Genomic DNA, 15,516 nt, shown 5'->3' on the forward strand with positions numbered 1-15,516 from the left:
GTGTCACGTCAGTCGAGCAGGGCTTCAGCGAACGCATTGGCGAAGCGGTGCTGTGGGTCGAGCGCTTCACGAACCTGGCGGAAGGCCTCCCACTGAGGGTAGAGCGCCGGCCAGTCGTAGAGGGATTCGTCGAAGTACTTGCCCCAATGTGGCCGGCCACCCTCTTCGGCCAGCGCTCGTTCCACTGCCCGCAAATAGCTCTCGCCCTCGTCAGACAGCGAACCGTCAGCTGCGTAATAGACGACGAAGCCGAAGTAGCAGGTGTCCTGCTCGTGAGAGGGGCTCAGCCATCCGTCGGATGGGCCGGTACAGCGCAGGATGATCGGATAGTGCATGCGGGGACGGGTCTCCGCATGCCACTTTTTGATCTTTGTGATCACCTCACCGGCCCGAGCCAGCGGGATGGCGATCTCGACGTTGATCTGGGGGGTGGCGATCCCTCGGCAGAAGATCTGGTACACGTCACCGGTGACGTCGGTGAAGTCACGGAATCGCGTCACGGTGCGAAGTGGCTTGCCGTCGTCGGCGACTCCCTTGGTATCGTCGCGAAGGTGGCGCAGCGTCGATTCCACGGTGCCGTTCATCGTGTTGTTGGTGGTCGCGTGCTGCAGCAGCTCACCACCGCCGACTCGATAACGACGTACCTCATCGGCGGTGGCCTCGTTGGCTTTCCAGACCTGGACCTGATTCTCCTGGGGGAACCACCACGCCTTGACGAGACTGTTCTCCCGGTTCCACGTCTCCAGGTCAGCTTCCAGACGGTCGGCCCCGACGGCGTTCTTCAGGCAGGTGTAGATCACCGATTTCCGCGCGCGCAGCGTCACCGCGGTGATGACTCCCAGCGAGCCGAGGCCGAGCTGGACTGCAGGAAAGTCCGGGTGGTCACGGTCGAACTCTGCCACCGTGCCGTCGGCAAGCACCATCCGAATCGACAGTGCGGCCCCTGCGATCGAGCTCTGCTGCAGGCCCTGACCATGGGTTCCGGTGGCCAGGGCGCCAGCCAGCGTCTGCTCGGCGATCACCCCGGGGGAGGCCGGTAACATCTGCCCGCGCGCGGACAGGAATGCGTACACCTCTGCCAAGGGGGTCGAGCCAGCGAAGGTCGCGGTGTCGTCGGTGCTGGAGATCACGCCGCTGAGCGTGCTGAGGTCGAGGAGGGTGCCCGTCTGGTCTGCGACCTGAATCATTCTGCCGGGCGACATCCGGCTGCCGATCATCCTGACCCGACCGTCGCTGGTAGCGAGGTAGTCGCACAGTTCCGCTTCAGTGGCAGGGGTGACGACCGACCCGGGTGGGCCCAGCCTGGAGTTCTTGGCCCAGTTGCGGAGCCGAGTGTCCTCGCCGGTGAGCTCCTGCTCTTGACGGGGATAGGCGAGCGGCGTGGTGGTCATGGCGCGTCTCCTGTTCGAGTTCAGTCCTGCCTTCGGGGCCGGATTGTTCGGTAGAGCTGATTCACCGGCACACGAGCTGTCCGTTGCCTTCACTGCAGTCTAAGTACTCGCGGTCAACGTACTTCCACATTGTGTAGAAGTCTCGGAGACCGTACAGCGGAGGCCCGGTCTCGGCGTTGGCTACGCTGGAGTCATGACTGTCGTGTGTGTGCCAGATTCCCACGCTCGAGAACTCCTCGGAGCCGTTCCCGACGGGGTCGAGGTGATCCTCTGGAACGGCGAGCGTGATAAGCCCGAGCACCTGGCGGAGACCGTCTTCTGGGTGCCGCAGGTGGAGGATTCGACCAATCTGGCCGAGAAGTTCGCGGCCATGCCCAAGCTCGAAGTCACCCAGCTGACAAGTGCCGGCGTGGAGGACATCGTCGCTTTCGTTCCCGACGGTGTCACGCTGTGCACCGCGCGCGGCGTGCACGGTTCGGCGGTCGCCGAGATGGTGCTGACGGTCATCCTGGCCACGCTGCGCCAGATGCCCCACTTCGTCGAGGCGCAACGACAGGGCCGGTGGGAGCCGATGGAGGCCGACGACCTGCGCGACAAGCGGGTGCTGATCATCGGTGCCGGTGACCTCGGTGAGCAGACCGCCCGCCGGCTGCGGAGCTTTGACGCTGACCCGGTGTTCGTGGCACACACGGCACGGGACGGCATTCACGCCATCTCGGAGCTGCCGAGCCTGCTGCCCGAGGCCGATGTGGTGGTGCTGACCGTTCCGCTCACACCAGACACGACCGGGCTCGTCGACGCCGAGTTCCTGGCCCGGATGCGCGACGGCGCCCTGCTGGTCAACGTGGCGCGCGGCAAGGTCGTCGATACGGCAGCACTGCTCGCCGAGCTGACGGCGGGCCGGTTGCGCGCCGCCCTCGACGTGATGGAGCCAGAGCCGCTGCCCGCCGACCACCCGCTGTGGAAGGCGCCGAACCTGATCATCACGCCGCACGCGGCTGGCTCGATCGCGAAGGCCGGCCCGCGAGCTTTTGCGCTGGTCAACGCTCAGGTGCGACGATTCGTGGCCGGTGAGCAGCTCGTCAACATTGTGAAGGGCGCCTACTAGCACTCAGGGGGGTGCGGTTGACGGTCGCGCCGCAGTTCACCAGGTCGGCGGGGTCAGATACCACGACGCGCCGCTCCCGGTGTTGTGGGCGGGAAAGGACTCCGCCGCGAGCCCCACCTTCGCCCGCCATCCGTCGCCCCACTTGGCATTCAGGCCGTCCAGGATCTCCGCGCGGTTGCCTTCTGATGTCTGATGTTTCTGGTTCATCGTCTGCCGCCGGAGGTGCGAGACATAGGCGTTCTCGGTGACCACGCACCGAAGGCCGGCCGCGCGCACCCGGATCGCCAAGTCGATGTCCGCGCCGTAGCCGTGCCCGGGAAAGGTCACCTCGTCGAGACCTCCCAGTGCGACGACAGAGGGCACCGCAAACGCGATCGCGGTTCCGTCACAGAAGTCGACGTCGCGAACCACGTCGCGCGACACGTACTCGGCCGCGGTCGTTGGGATCGCGTGAGCGCGCTGGTGCAACCAGAAGTCGTCGTAGCAGGCCGAGGCCAGCGCGATGTCGTCTGCCTCCCTGAACGGGGCGATCAGTCCGTTCAGGAACCCCGGCGACAGTCGGATGTCGTTGTTCAGCACGACGCAGACCGAGTGCCCCTCGCGCGACGACGTTTCCAGGGCCCAGTTCGCGGCGTCGATCCACCGCAGGTTGCGCCCCGGGCGGTAGACCGAGATGTGACCTTGCGGCAGAACGTAGTCGCCGGCGTTGTCGACCACCACGATCCGCACGGCCGGGTCGAGATCGCTCCCGTCGCGGCACAGGTCGTTCACGACCGCATCGGTCAGCTCCGGGAGTCCGAATGCGGGAATGACCACCAGGGTCGACGCGCCGGTACTCGAAGAATTCACTGCGCGGCGCGGTCCGCGCGGCCCACGCGGGCGCCGTGCACCGTGATCACCATCGTTCGTTCCCCTCGGTTCAGCTGGACTCGTCTCGGTCACATCGGCGTCACCTCGATCGAGAGTAGCTCGAACTCGCGCACTCGCCCGAATCGGGTCGCCGCGCAGGTGCTGAGCAGCGGTACCGAGAGAGTCTCGGCGACCACGACATGCACGACAGAATCGCTCGGCGCCTGTGAGTATGACGCGCCATGATCGGGTACGAGTGCGGGCGCGGGCGCGGCCAGGGTCACCGCGAAGACGCCCGGGCGGGCGCCGGGAACCGCGGTCTCGGCGATCGGGCGGAATGAGGCGAGCCGGTCATCGCCGAGGCGGCGCCGCGCGTAGTGCTGCGCCGCCTGAACGGGGTGCGACAGCGAGCTGCGCCCACGGAAGTGCGCCTCATCGACACGGCCGTCGAGGTAGTCGCGCACGATGAGGGTCGAGGCAACGTCGTCTGCCCGCCCGAAGTAGAGGCCTTCAGGAAAGACCACCATCGTCCCGGCGAAACGATCGCCGCCGAGATGCGAGCACTCCCAGGTCGCCTCCGGGTACTCGGCAGAGAGGGCGAGTGCCACGGGGCGACCGCGCACGGCACAGCACTGGTCGTGTTTGGCGTGGGTGCAGACGCAGAAGATCGGGTCGGTCGACAGGATGCCCGCCGATCCGTCCAGCGGAACCTCGAGCAGCGCGTGCGGGTCATCGACGCTGCCCCACCGGATCTGCTCGAACCCGGGACGCGAATCGACGGACGCCCATCGCCAGTGAGTCTCTGTGATCGTACGTGCCGGACTGCCGACTGTCGAACGCGGAGTCGTTGCCGCTGATCGAGTGACCAACCGCTGGTCGACCTGCGATGCTCGGGCGACGCGCCTGATCGCCAACGGCCGCATCCCGGCCGCCTCCACCCGGTGAACGATGGCTTGGCCGAGTTTGCGGCCGAGTGCCGACGTGGAGAAGGCGTTTGCACCCCACGGGCCTTCGACCTCGACAAGAAACCATCGGAGACCGCGTGACGCTGTGGCCGCCAGCGGATCGCCTCGCTCGCGTGAACGGTCACTGCAGGGCGCCCAATCGACCGCGTCATCGGCAGCGCGACTGGCGTTCACGCGAGGACGATGATCGCTTCGCGAAGCAGCCGCCTCACCACCACGAGCGCGGAGTCTGCGTCGAGCCCCGGCAACGCCTCGACGGCGATCGCGTCGCCCTGGGCAAGCCGTCGGATCGCTTCTGTCGCTTCCGCCGGCAGCACCACCGAATGGCCTGCCGCAGAACCGCCGACCGAGATGCGCACGACCTCGGTGTCACTCGTGATCGTGGCTCGCAACGATCGCCGCCAGCGAACCACACTCGAGCCGCTGAGCGCGGCGATGGCGTCCACGGTTGCGAGTGGCAGAACGGGCTCCGGGGGAGCCGCGGACGCCAGACGTCGTGCCAGTGCGGCGCTCACGGCGTGATTCTGGCGCGACGGTACGGTGCGATCATCCATGTCGGCCGACAGCATCGCTTGCAGCTCGGCCACAACCAGTCGCACGATCGGCTCGAGCTGCTCTGTATCGGCGACGTCGATGCCGAAGGGGAGTGAGGTGCGCAGCGCCTCGGTGTCTCCGATGCGGCTGATGAGCGTCTGGGCGACGTCGGCGCGAGTGTAGGCTGCGACGCCGATCGTGAGGTGAATGGAGGTGCCGCCGAGGGCCTCGGCCGAATGGATCCAGCCCCGCGGCAGGTACAGGGCGTCACCCGGCCGGAAGACCGCGTCGATGTGGGGTTCGCCCGCGGCCCGGTGCGCGACCGCCTCGCGGTGATCAGACCACGGCTGATCGCGCAGGGGCGAGGCGTGCACCGGCTCGTGGATGGTCCAGTGCTTCTCGCCCGCGATCTGCAGCACGAACACATCGTGCACGTCGTAGTGCGGGTCAAAACCGCGCGACGACGCCGGCGTGATGTAGGCGTTGACCTGAACCGGATGCCCGATCTCCTCGGCCAGGTCACGGGTGAAGTCCATCAGCGGCGGCCATGTTCGATGCAGCCCCTGCAGCACGATCGTGGCTCCGGCAGCGAACTCTGCAAGCACCTTTTCGCTCGACACCTGGTCGGCGATCTCGGCGCCGAAGCCGCCAGACGAGGTAAAGGCCGACGGATTCAGTACCGACCCTTCGACTGCCATGCGAAAGAAGGGGGTGCGCAATGCGCGGTGTGAGATGAGGTCGTCGGCCGCGTCGGCGCTGAACAGGTCGTCGAACGGCCGAGGGAGCTCATCGGCGCGGGTGAGCAGTGGTGTCGTCGCCCAGAAACGTTCGGCGAATTCAGTGGAGTGTTCGTACCCTACGCAACGAGAAAGCGCGGGCCGGTCGCCCGACCCGCGCTCGAATGAAGACATTACGCCGATCCGTCGGCACCGCCGTCGTGGCCGCCGGGGTTCGCTCCGCCATCGGCGGTACCCTCTCCGGCGTCAGCGGAACCGTCGGCTCCACCATCGTGGCCGCCGGGGTTCGCTCCGCCATCGGCAGTACCTTCACCAGCGTCGGCAGAGCCATCGGCCCCGCCATCGTGTCCATTCGGGTTTGCGCCGCCATCCGCGGGACCCTCTCCGCCCGCTTCCTGTTCGGTGATGATGTCGTCGTCGTTGATAGCCATAGTCATCCTTTCCGTGCGGCACGGCGGGTGTGCCGGGTTCACACTCGAGACTACGCCGTAGGGTTGTCGCAGCATAGGGCCCTCGGTCACCGGTCCGGCGTCGCCTGCAGCCCATAGTGACTCACAGCCTTATTGTTCGGGTGGCGGGTACGTGTCGGCGCGGGCAGCAGCGCCGGAACACGAGGCGAACGCGAAAGAATGAGGGATGAGCGCATTTCGGATCGGGTTGTACCGGCACTTCAAAGGCAACCTCTATGAAGCCATCGGTACGGTCTTGGATTCAGAAACCGAGGTCGAGATGGTTCTCTACCGGCCGGTAGGAGGTGCGCAGCTCTGGGTGAGATCGCGATCGATGTTCGAGGAGACCGTGAACCGTGACGGAGTCACTCAACCGCGATTCGCCGCCGTCGACGTTCCGTAGGACTTTCCTCACATGACCAGCCGGGGTCTTGTGCGGTCGATTTGGCGCTTCGGGCAGTGCTCGCGGGTTACCACCGTCACTTCCGCGTGATCAGCCCAGCTGTGCGACCGCGGAGCGCAGCCGTTCGAGGGCGTCGCGAAGCAGGGTACCGAGGTCGGCCTCACCGTCCGGCCCGTCCGCGATCCACACGGCGAACGCTTCCTTGAACGCCAGTACTCCGAGCTCTGCCGCCGTCGATGCGACCTGGCTGTCGACGCCGCGGGCGCGGAGGGCATCCGCCATGGCCAACGCCATACCAACCTGCTTGAGCGCAGCGCGCTCTTGTAGCTCTCTACTGGTAGCGATGACGGCCTCAAGGCGTGGGGCCAGCTCGCGGTTGAACGGTGTCATGGCAGAAGCGGCGTTGTCCAAGCCCGCGGCCACGGCCGAAAGCGGGCTCGCTCCGATGGGCGCGGTGGCGATTCCCTCCGTGAAGAGGCGCGACAGCGTCTCTTGCCCAGCCGCAAGCACCTCGCGCTTGTCGCTGAAGTGCCGAAAGAAGGTGCTCTTGGTCAGGCCGGCGCGCTCGGCGATCTGTGCCACGGTCGTCTCGTCGTAACCCTGGTCGGTGAACAACTCGAGGGCGGCAGCGACGAAGCGCTCGCGTGCATCCGGTTCCCATCGAGACATGACCCAATCATATCGACGCGACTTGTGTCCCATCACGGTGATACAGTGATGGGACACAAGTCGCATCATTAAGGAGTCTCTCATGCGCGTTTTCGTCACCGGTGCATCCGGCACAATCGGATCGGCCGTCGTAGAAGAGCTGGTCGCCCACGGGCACGACGTTCTCGGGCTCGCCCGATCGAAGGAGTCTCCCGTCAGTCGGGCATGTCCGCATATGTGGGAGACGGCAGCCAGCGCTGGCCTGCAGTGCATCGTCGCGATGCCGCTTCTCTTTTCCGACTGATGATCGAAAAGGGTGAGCCCGGGGCCTCCGTCAACGCCGTCAGCAGCGAGGGTGACAGCATGCTCGAGCTCGCGACGATCATCGGCGAACAGCTCGATCTGCCGGTGCAAGAAGTACCGGCACAAGCATTTGGCGCGCTTGGCATGATCTTCTCCATCGACCAGCCCGCCACCAGCGCCTGGACTCGCGAGACCTACGGTTGGAATCCCACGCACCCGAGCCTGATGGATGATCTGAAGGCTGGCCACTATCCGGCCTAGGAGGGCGCCACAACTTTCGTGGCCCTAACCCTGCCTGCTGTTCCCTCAGTCCCTTGTTGCAGTCGTGTCGCTCGTGTCACGATGATGTTCTCAGCCTGCTTCGGGAGTAAGGAACTGTGATGTCTATACCCGCCGTGAACGTGCCAGGGTCAGACGCGATCGCTGCGAAATGGCGCGAACTCGGGGGCGAGGCGGGAACCCTCGGTCCAGCCGAATCGGCCCCGGAAGACGCCGGCTTCAACGGGGCGCTGCAGAGATTTCGTGGAGGCTCCATCGCTTGGCAGGAACAGTTCAGCGCTCACGTGCTGTTCGGCACCATCAGCGTTCGCTGGCTGGAGAGGACCCGGTTCCAATACTCGGCGTTCCCCATCGAAGATCAGCGGTCAGTGGCAGACGGTAGTGGTTCAATTACACGCCTCCGCGGGCTGGATCCCACCGGGAACCCCAGCGAGGAGTTCGCTCTCTGCGTCACAACCGATGGTCCCGCGTGTGAGATCGACGGCGAGATATGGCAGCACTGGTCGAACTCCGGATGGGAGTCGAGCCCGGTGGGGTTGCCGGTCGATACCGCCGGCACCACCATCGACGCCCTCGGCTGGCGCCAGGAATTCCAGCGTGGCTGGATGTCCTGGCATCCCTCGGTCGGGGCCGCAATGCTGCACGGGGAGATCTCTGAGCGCTGGGCAGAACTCGGCTTTGACCGATACGGCTACCCGGTAGCTGATCAGCAAGCACTGCCAGACGGTCGTGGCCAGCGCGTCGAACTTGCAACACTGCAGGCCGACGGCACCCGCACACCTGGACCACTGCTGTACTGGACGCCCGAGTTCGGCGCGTGGGAGGTAACCGGCGACATCCAGGCTGAATGGATGCGGCGTGGTCGCGAGGCCGGTGAATTCGGCTACCCGGTGGGGCCGCAGAACGATCGAGTCGACAAACCGGGTGTCGAGCAATTGTTCGAGAACGGCAAGATCGTCTGGCCGCCGGATCCGCCTGGCACCACGGCACCTGTCGTTGCCACCGGATCCATTCGATCTGGCGGGGCGGCTGCACTGGGCGGGCGGGTCACGGTGCAGGTCAACCCGGATGGGTCGGTGCAATGGTCGGGTCACGCGCACAACAGCGGTGCCGACAACTACGACTACGCCGTTCGAGCTCTCGTTCGCTCACCGCATCCCGACGCCCCTACGATCGTGGTGGGGCACTCGGGCAGCGTCTACGGCACCTTTCATTCGGGTTCACGCAACGATGACTGGAGCGAGCTCATCCCGTCATTGGATCCCGACGGATCCGCTCTGCTGGAGCTGCTCCGCGGGTCGAAGCTCGAGACCGCGACCGAATACGAGAGCGGGATCGCGGGAGTACTGGAAACTATCGCCGGCTGGGCGATCAAGGCCGTGGTTGCCTACACAGCGGGAGCCGGCACGATCGTCCTGATGTTTGTCGGCGTCGAGGTTGGCAGCCTGGCGGCCACCGGATCGCTCCTCCCTGGTGCGCAGATCATCAGCGACATGTACTGGATGGCCGGGCCCCTGGGGTGCCTGGTTTCGCTAGGCGCGCAGGGACTCATTGAGGCCGGCAGCCAGGAGTCCGAGGTGACACAAGAGCAGTACGACTGGGCGAATGACACCGTGTTCAAGGGAGCTCTGCCGCCGCGCGAGTTGCTGAGGGTCACCGACTGGTCGGGCGTGGATGATCGCGCGTTCACCTTCCCCAGGTTTGACGGCAAGATCACCCTCAACATGGGGCGCTCCGGCTTCCCCGATCCGCGTGAGTACCACACGACGCGTCCGAAGCCGAGGACCTACGGTGAAACTTTCGTGCACGAACTCGTGCATGCCTGCCAGGCGCACCACGACAAGATGGGACTTTCGTACCTCGGCAAGGGCATCTCCGCCTGCGTCGAAGGAAAAGCGTCGTACAACTATCCGGAAACCGCTGACTTTGACTACACCACGATGGGGTTGGAAGCCCAAGCATCGATCGTCAGTGATTGGTACGGAAGGCACTATTCCGCAGACCGCACCGGACCGTGGCCGCTGGGTTTCGATGATCCATTCGACCGATACATCACCGACGATTTGCGGATGGGCTTGTTTTAGCGAGGGTAGATTCCATAGCAGTGTTCCCCGAGCCGGTCAGGCGACTCGGGGGTTTCGAACGTTGGCGTGTCGTACGCTCGGAGGAGCCCGACGTGCGCGCGGGGGTATAGATGTGCCAGCAGGGCCAGGATGGGCAGGAAATTCGCTGTGTTGAAAGTGCTCAGCTACAACTTGTGGCACGGTCGTGCCCAACGCGAACTGGAACCTCTCGCCACGACATACTCTCCCGACGTGCTCTGCGTTCAGGAAGCCTACTCATCGGGCCTGCCGGAACGACTCGGTGGCCTGACGCTGGCATCCGGTACGACAGGCAACCGTCTGGCTGTGGCGCTCTATGTACGCTCCGAACGCTTCACTGTTGAGGCAGCAGCGAAGGTGAAGCTGTCAATCTCGCGGCATGACCGACTCGTCGGCGGAACCGATCACCGACTGGTCACCGCGCGTGTGCACGACCGGCAGACCGGGCGGCGCTTGGTCTTGGGGTCATTCCACGGCACGCCCTTCACGGACTCCAACGCGTTCCGACGCCTTCAGGTCGACGACGCACACGAAGCTCTCCGCAAGCTGGGGCCCGGCCTACCCACGGTGATGGCCGGTGACTTCAACCATCCCATCCTGCTCAGCATGCTCCACCGCCACCTCAAACGTCGCGGGTTCACGGTCGCGCGCACAGCCACCAGCACATTCCACAAGAACCGAAGCCTCGTGCGAGGCAAGTTCGACCTTGCCACCATCTCCGGGTTCGATGTCAGCCACGCCGAGGTGCTACCACGAGGAGCATCAGATCACCGGCCGGTGCTCTTCACCTTCGAGTACTCCCGCTGAATCAGCGAACCAGCCGTGGGGCCATCAGCGGGTCTGGGGCTAGGTTGAGATCATGAAAAAGCGTGGTAGCCGGACAGTACTGGTCATAGTCGGCGCGATCGCTCTCATCGTGGGCGTTGTGTTTGCGGGGCAGGGCGCGAATCTCATTCCCGGCAGTTCGATGACCGGTGACCGCATGTGGTTGTACATCGGAGTCATCGTCGCGGCGGTCGGAATCGTCTTGATTCTGCTCGGCCTTCGACGACCCCAGCAGAAACGCTGACGCCTCGCCTGCGCAATGATCCCCTTCCGGGCCGGCACGTCACAGCTGGTCCGGGTTTGCGACTTCGCCCGACGCTGTGGCTGCATGAATACGTATCCCGGCACGCGTGCCCACGGGAAGGCGCCGCGCAGCGGGAAGGCAATACTCACGGCCGGATTCATATGCGCACCCGATACCTTTCCCACGAAGAGGATGATCGCGAGCACCATCAGCGCGGGCGCAACAACGACGTCGGTTCTGGTGATGGTGTTCGGGAACGCCTGGCTGATCATGCCTCCGCCGGCCGCTACCAGCACAAGGAAGAAAGTGCCGAGCAGTTCGGAGAAAACATTCGACGCCATTCCTGTAAGGAGTCGTGAAAGTCTTCGACAGACTTCGCAAGACTCGCTGGCGCATGCCGCATGCGACCGTGCAGCACATCCGAGAGAACTGCGCGAACAGGACCTTCGGAAACTCGAGTGTCAACAATGACCACAAGACAGACCCCGCACGGCACCTAATGCGAGGTGGGGGAGGTCTTTAGTACGTCACTCTGAACGACGTGGGCGTGCAGGTATAGGTGGCATTTCCGACGTGATGTACGCCGGTGCCGAGCCTGGTGCACGTTTGCCCGGCGTCGACGAGTAGCGGGACGGTGAAGCCACCGACGACGATCGTGATGATGATCCCGACGCTGGCAATGATGATTCCGGCGACCGCGAGGCCATTGCGAAGTCGAGCGCGTCTTGACTTGACCAAACCAATGATGCTGAGGACGAGGCCCGCAATGTTGAGAAAGAAGAAGAACGACAACACGAAACCGACGATGCCGAGGACACGTCCAGGGTTCTGGGGTGCGGCGCTGAAAGCCTGTGAGGGAATCGCTTCGCCGGTCGGAGTGGTCGGGTCTCCATGACTGTGCTCAGTGTCGGTCATCAGCACAACGTAGCGCATTCCTGCGGGTCGCACGGTGTCGTTGCCTCTAGTGTTACCTCATGAGCGATGACGTGAGACCGGCACCCGCCGCGCCAGTCGAGTACTCCGCTTCGGGTAGATATCCCGTCACCAATACCCTCGCCATCGTCGCATTTGTCTTGGTGTTCGTCGTGCCTGTCGCCGGAATCGTTCTCGGCTATGTGGCGCGATCAGAGATCAGAAAGACCAAGCAAGGCGGCCACAAGCTGGTCGTTGCCGCGCTTGCGCTGGGCTGGATATTCGTCATCTTCCAGCTCATGTTCTTCGCCACCTGGATTTCCCTGTTCGTTCAGGCCTTTGCTCACGGCCGATAACTCGTTGCGCCCCATTGCCTCGGCGGATCGGCTCAAGCCGGTCACTGCCTGCATCGTTGCAGGTGTTCTCACCCTGTTAGGTAAAGACAAATCGAACGAGCAGAGTGGCAATCACGCCCAAGCCGGAGACGGCGAACGAAGCATTTTGCCAGGTAGACCAGCGACTTTTTTGCTTGGGGAACCTGAACGGACCACCGGCGTCATCAGATAGGTCGTACCCGGAGGCGATGCGATAGTGAAGTGTTTCTTTATCGAGGAACGGTTCGCCCGCCGCGCGAATAGTGCGGCCGGTTTCCGAAGCCAACTGCTCGACCTGTTGGTTTTGCTGCGGGAGCGTCGTGTATCCAAATCCGACTTCGCTCGCGACACGGTACGAGAAGATGATTCGCAGAGTGCTGAATGCCATAGAGAACGCAATGAAACCACCGAGATACACGCACAAGATCAGGAAGCCCACTGGGCGATGGTCTTGGAGGTTGAGGCCGAAGCCCAGGAACATCACGCCGGCGAATATCCAGGCATCGAGAGCGACTTTTCTTGTGGCCTCGCCGAGTTGTTCGGCAGTGGGCCCAGGAATCAGGCGACGAGCCACTACCCCGTCCCCGTACCTTGGCGAAAGAGCGCGAGAGCCGCGATCAGGACTCCCGAACTCAAAGCCCCGAGACCCGCGCCCCGGAGACGGGCGGAGGGAATCCGAGCAGTGTGCGAGTCGTCATCCTGGCCTGCCGCTTTCTCGTGCACGGCCGCTCGTCGAATTCGGATGGCTCTGACGATGAGCAGCACCAAGCCAGCAAGAGTCCCAAGTAGTCCCCATATGAGTAGCAGGACATTCGTCAGGTTCATCTGTTGCCGGCCGGAATCACGAAATAGTCCACGTAAGTGCTTCTCTAGCGTCGGCCAGCGAACACGCTGAGGGTGAGCACGATGACAACCAGGCCGAGGACGCAGTAAGAGAGCGTCACAACCGCGAGTGCACGGCCTCGGCCGAGTTGCTTGGTTCGTTTGATCTGGGAGAGCGCGATGTGACCCAGAATCAGGCCCGGTATGACGCCGGCCACAAGAAATCCGACGAGGGCCAAAGTCGCAAAGAGATTTGTCTGCGGAGTTGGTGCAAGCTGCGGTGGAGGCAAGTATCGCGGGTCAATCGTGGACGCCGACGGGGGTGGCATCGACGTGGGGCGCCCGTCTTCAGGCCCGATTTCGAGGCTCATGCGTGCATCAAAGTCACCAGTGCAGAGGCAACCAAAAATCCAGACACGAGCAATGTCACGCCCCCGCCGCATATTGCGCGGATGGATGCCACGAGACCACCAAGTTGTGCCGAGCGGGCGGCCCCGATCGAGCCGTAGATGACCGCTATGCAGCCGAGCCCGAACGACAGGACCAGAAATCCGAGCATCCCTACACGGGCAGTGTGGTTGAGCTGATTGCCGAAGACCGCGACGACAAGGAAAAACGCCAAGAACAACACGACGCCGATGGTGGAGGCCACCAATGCAATCCTCGCCGGGCGATGCAATCCGGGGCGCATCGAGCGCGCGTAGCCAGGGCCGTACATCGACTTTCGCGGGGCCTTGTGGAACTGGTCTGTCCAGAGGGACCCGACCCACCACCGATCTTGGCCGGTTCCCTCAGGGTCTTCGTACCAGCCCGGCTTCACCTGCGTGGCGCTCGAATCGACCGACTGGGAGGGCATCGTCATGGCACGAGTATGGCATTTCTTTGTATTGAATCAGCGCAGCCTAGTCTCAACATCGCTCCATCCGCCGAACTGCGAGCAAACAGTCAGCCGAACGTTCTGATGGCGCTGACGCGGAGGAGATCCAGTTTGTCGGCGTCGATCGACCCCGGCACAACGGTGTACACGACGATCTTGAGGTCGCTGCCGGGCGCTGAGAGCACGTCGCAGTCGAACGTGATCGATCCGGCGAGGGTGTTCTCGACGGTCTTTCGCGACTCGCGGTGCTCGCCGAAGGTCGCCGAACCCCATAGTTCCGCGAACTCCTCGGACTGCTCCAGCAGGTCGGCGATGAGCAGCCCGAGCGCCACGTCGTCAGGGTACCTGGCAGACGCGACGTGCACGTCAGCGACGAGATCACGACGAAACTGTTCGCCGTGTTCCGCGCTGTGAGTGACCGCGAGTGGGGCTCCGGTGAATCGACGCCACAGAAGATTCCCGGCGCGGCTTCCCCGCGCAGCAGTGTCGCCAAAGAGGGTGACCCAAAGGTCGTTCACGAGCAGCGTGTCCCAGGCTGCGGAGAACACGGCAACGGGAACTTCGCCCAGACGATCGACGATGTGTTGGACGCCCGGCGTGACGAGGTTGGGCACCATCGTCTTCAGCGGAACTGCTACCCCGCCGACCCGAAAAAGGTGATCACGCTCCAGCTCGGTCAATCGCAGGGCGCGGGCCAATGCCGTGAGCACCTGCGCTGACGGATGCAGCGCCCGACCTTGTTCCAGGCGAACGATGTAATCGACGCTGATGCCGGCCAGCATCGCCAACTCTTCTCGGCGTAACCCCGGTGATCTGCGATCTCCACCAACCGGAAGTCCCGCTTCGATCGGCGACACCCGATCCCGCCAGGCGCGCAGCGCCGATCCGATTTCAGACATGACCCTATTTTCCCCTTGTTCGAAAGGATGCGGGTGGTACTGCTGGTGCCATCAAGTTCGGCAGGTCAGCGCGCAGGCTGAAACCATGACAACAACACTCATCACAGGGGCCAACAAAGGCCTTGGACTGGAAACCGCCCGACGCCTCATCGAAGCCGGCCACACGGTGTACGCCGGAATGCGCGACACAACGAAGGGCGACAACGTCAAAGCGCTCGGCGCCCACGTCGTTCAACTCGACGTAACCGACGAACTATCGGTCGCCGCCGCTGTCGGATCGTTGCCTGCCCTTGACGTACTCATCAACAATGCCGGCATCATCGGTTCCCGCTCGGGTGCCGACGACTTCGTCGCCGACGACCTCGCCGAAGTGATGAACACCAATGTGTACTCGATCGTGCGAGTGACGAACGCAGTGCTACCACTGCTGAAAGCGTCGGCCAACCCGGTCATCGTGAACGTTGCCAGCGGGCTCGGATTTCCGCGATTCACCACCGACCCTGATCGCATCGAGTCGAAGATCTCGAGCCTCGGCTACGCGACCTCGAAATCCGCGGTGATCATGCTGACCCTGCAATACGCAAAACTGCTTCCGGAAATGCGTGTCAACTCCATCGACCCTGGTTACACCGCCACCGACCTGAACGGCAACAGCGGAAGCCAGACAGTGGCCGAGGGAACCGACGCAGTCTTCGCTATGGCAACGATCGACGCCGACGGCCCCACCGGCACCTTCAGCGACCGAACCGGCATCATCGCCTACTGACCGTGTCGGCCGCCAAGCTCGTGTCCTGG

At 63.9% G+C, this 15,516-nt stretch carries 20 protein-coding genes and 1 pseudogene; 9 read left to right on the forward strand and 12 right to left on the reverse strand.

Annotated features, from left to right (window positions below; genetic code table 11):
- Positions 1–8: 8 nt before the first annotated feature.
- The gene (locus JOE66_RS07590; RefSeq protein ID WP_205108195.1) at positions 9–1,391 is read right to left on the reverse strand and encodes a D-arabinono-1,4-lactone oxidase; all 1,383 of its coding nucleotides are present in this window, start codon (positions 1,389–1,391) and stop codon (positions 9–11) included.
- 262 nt (positions 1,392–1,653) lie between these two features.
- Here JOE66_RS07590 and JOE66_RS07595 point away from each other — a divergent pair, with 262 nt between their 5' ends.
- Entirely contained in the window at positions 1,654–2,499 is an 846-nt protein-coding gene (locus JOE66_RS07595) for a 2-hydroxyacid dehydrogenase (RefSeq protein ID WP_205108197.1), read from the forward strand.
- A 36-nt stretch (positions 2,500–2,535) separates the two neighbouring features.
- Here JOE66_RS07595 and JOE66_RS07600 read toward each other — a convergent pair whose 3' ends face one another.
- The 4 genes from JOE66_RS07600 to JOE66_RS07615 form a co-directional block, all read right to left on the reverse strand.
- Positions 2,536–3,348: a glycosyltransferase family protein gene (locus JOE66_RS07600; RefSeq protein ID WP_205108199.1), complete on the reverse strand. Its 813-nt coding sequence runs from the start codon at positions 3,346–3,348 to the stop codon at positions 2,536–2,538.
- A gap of 89 nt (positions 3,349–3,437) precedes the next feature.
- On the reverse strand, positions 3,438–4,487 hold the full coding sequence (locus JOE66_RS07605) for a ferredoxin family protein (protein ID WP_205108201.1): 1,050 nt from the start codon (positions 4,485–4,487) through the stop codon (positions 3,438–3,440).
- Complete coding sequence (locus JOE66_RS07610) at positions 4,484–5,758, reverse strand: cupin domain-containing protein (protein WP_205108203.1); 1,275 nt, start codon at positions 5,756–5,758, stop codon at positions 4,484–4,486. The genes JOE66_RS07605 and JOE66_RS07610 overlap by 4 nt, the downstream gene beginning before the upstream one ends.
- Positions 5,758–6,015: a BatC protein gene (locus JOE66_RS07615; protein WP_205108206.1), complete on the reverse strand. Its 258-nt coding sequence runs from the start codon at positions 6,013–6,015 to the stop codon at positions 5,758–5,760. The genes JOE66_RS07610 and JOE66_RS07615 overlap by 1 nt, the downstream gene beginning before the upstream one ends.
- A gap of 205 nt (positions 6,016–6,220) precedes the next feature.
- Here JOE66_RS07615 and JOE66_RS07620 point away from each other — a divergent pair, with 205 nt between their 5' ends.
- Positions 6,221–6,436: a DUF1653 domain-containing protein gene (locus JOE66_RS07620; protein WP_205108208.1), complete on the forward strand. Its 216-nt coding sequence runs from the start codon at positions 6,221–6,223 to the stop codon at positions 6,434–6,436.
- 90 nt (positions 6,437–6,526) lie between these two features.
- Here JOE66_RS07620 and JOE66_RS07625 read toward each other — a convergent pair whose 3' ends face one another.
- The gene (locus tag JOE66_RS07625; RefSeq protein WP_205108210.1) at positions 6,527–7,105 is read right to left on the reverse strand and encodes a TetR/AcrR family transcriptional regulator; all 579 of its coding nucleotides are present in this window, start codon (positions 7,103–7,105) and stop codon (positions 6,527–6,529) included.
- Positions 7,106–7,187: 82 nt separating this feature from the next.
- Between JOE66_RS07625 and JOE66_RS07630 the strand changes: the two genes are divergently transcribed.
- From JOE66_RS07630 to JOE66_RS17220, 5 genes are all read left to right on the forward strand, one after another.
- Positions 7,188–7,388, forward strand: a complete 201-nt coding sequence (locus JOE66_RS07630) for an NAD-dependent epimerase/dehydratase family protein (RefSeq protein WP_205108212.1) — start codon at positions 7,188–7,190, stop codon at positions 7,386–7,388.
- On the forward strand, positions 7,388–7,648 hold the full coding sequence (locus tag JOE66_RS07635) for a Rossmann-fold NAD(P)-binding domain-containing protein (RefSeq protein ID WP_205108214.1): 261 nt from the start codon (positions 7,388–7,390) through the stop codon (positions 7,646–7,648). The genes JOE66_RS07630 and JOE66_RS07635 overlap by 1 nt, the downstream gene beginning before the upstream one ends.
- A 119-nt stretch (positions 7,649–7,767) precedes the next feature.
- Positions 7,768–9,750 carry an LGFP repeat-containing protein gene (locus JOE66_RS07640; protein ID WP_205108216.1) on the forward strand — a complete coding sequence of 661 codons (1,983 nt, stop codon included), beginning with the start codon at positions 7,768–7,770 and terminating at the stop codon, positions 9,748–9,750.
- Between the two features lie 147 nt (positions 9,751–9,897).
- Positions 9,898–10,575 (forward strand): endonuclease/exonuclease/phosphatase family protein, encoded by a 678-nt coding sequence (locus tag JOE66_RS07645; protein ID WP_205108218.1) that lies wholly within the window; start codon positions 9,898–9,900, stop codon positions 10,573–10,575.
- Positions 10,576–10,627: 52 nt separating this feature from the next.
- Positions 10,628–10,837: a hypothetical protein gene (locus JOE66_RS17220; protein ID WP_239518252.1), complete on the forward strand. Its 210-nt coding sequence runs from the start codon at positions 10,628–10,630 to the stop codon at positions 10,835–10,837.
- A gap of 140 nt (positions 10,838–10,977) precedes the next feature.
- Here JOE66_RS17220 and JOE66_RS17815 read toward each other — a convergent pair.
- Both JOE66_RS17815 and JOE66_RS07655 read right to left on the reverse strand, forming a co-directional pair.
- Positions 10,978–11,178 (reverse strand): annotated as a pseudogene (locus tag JOE66_RS17815) (aquaporin); the annotation flags it as partial.
- 178 nt (positions 11,179–11,356) lie between these two features.
- Positions 11,357–11,752, reverse strand: coding sequence for a DUF4190 domain-containing protein (locus JOE66_RS07655; protein ID WP_205108222.1), 396 nt, complete (start codon positions 11,750–11,752; stop codon positions 11,357–11,359).
- Between the two features lie 59 nt (positions 11,753–11,811).
- On the opposite strand from JOE66_RS07655, the gene JOE66_RS07660 reads away from it, so the two are divergent.
- Positions 11,812–12,105 (forward strand): DUF4190 domain-containing protein, encoded by a 294-nt coding sequence (locus tag JOE66_RS07660; RefSeq protein WP_205108225.1) that lies wholly within the window; start codon positions 11,812–11,814, stop codon positions 12,103–12,105.
- Positions 12,106–12,181: 76 nt separating this feature from the next.
- On the opposite strand, the gene JOE66_RS07665 is transcribed toward JOE66_RS07660, so the two are convergent.
- From JOE66_RS07665 to JOE66_RS07680, 4 genes are all read right to left on the reverse strand, one after another.
- Entirely contained in the window at positions 12,182–12,697 is a 516-nt protein-coding gene (locus JOE66_RS07665; protein WP_205108227.1) for a hypothetical protein, read from the reverse strand.
- A 295-nt stretch (positions 12,698–12,992) separates the two neighbouring features.
- On the reverse strand, positions 12,993–13,316 hold the full coding sequence (locus JOE66_RS07670) for a DUF4190 domain-containing protein (RefSeq protein WP_205108229.1): 324 nt from the start codon (positions 13,314–13,316) through the stop codon (positions 12,993–12,995).
- Complete coding sequence (locus tag JOE66_RS07675) at positions 13,313–13,807, reverse strand: DUF2510 domain-containing protein (RefSeq protein ID WP_205108231.1); 495 nt, start codon at positions 13,805–13,807, stop codon at positions 13,313–13,315. Before JOE66_RS07675 ends, JOE66_RS07670 begins: the two co-directional genes overlap by 4 nt.
- 83 nt (positions 13,808–13,890) lie before the next feature.
- Positions 13,891–14,721 (reverse strand): helix-turn-helix transcriptional regulator, encoded by an 831-nt coding sequence (locus JOE66_RS07680; RefSeq protein WP_205108244.1) that lies wholly within the window; start codon positions 14,719–14,721, stop codon positions 13,891–13,893.
- Positions 14,722–14,806: 85 nt separating this feature from the next.
- Here JOE66_RS07680 and JOE66_RS07685 point away from each other — a divergent pair, with 85 nt between their 5' ends.
- Complete coding sequence (locus JOE66_RS07685; protein ID WP_205108246.1) at positions 14,807–15,487, forward strand: SDR family NAD(P)-dependent oxidoreductase; 681 nt, start codon at positions 14,807–14,809, stop codon at positions 15,485–15,487.
- The last annotated feature ends 29 nt before the right edge of the window (positions 15,488–15,516 follow it).

Source organism: Subtercola frigoramans (assembly GCF_016907385.1).
In the GTDB taxonomy this organism is placed as follows: Bacteria; Actinomycetota; Actinomycetes; order Actinomycetales; family Microbacteriaceae; genus Subtercola; species Subtercola frigoramans.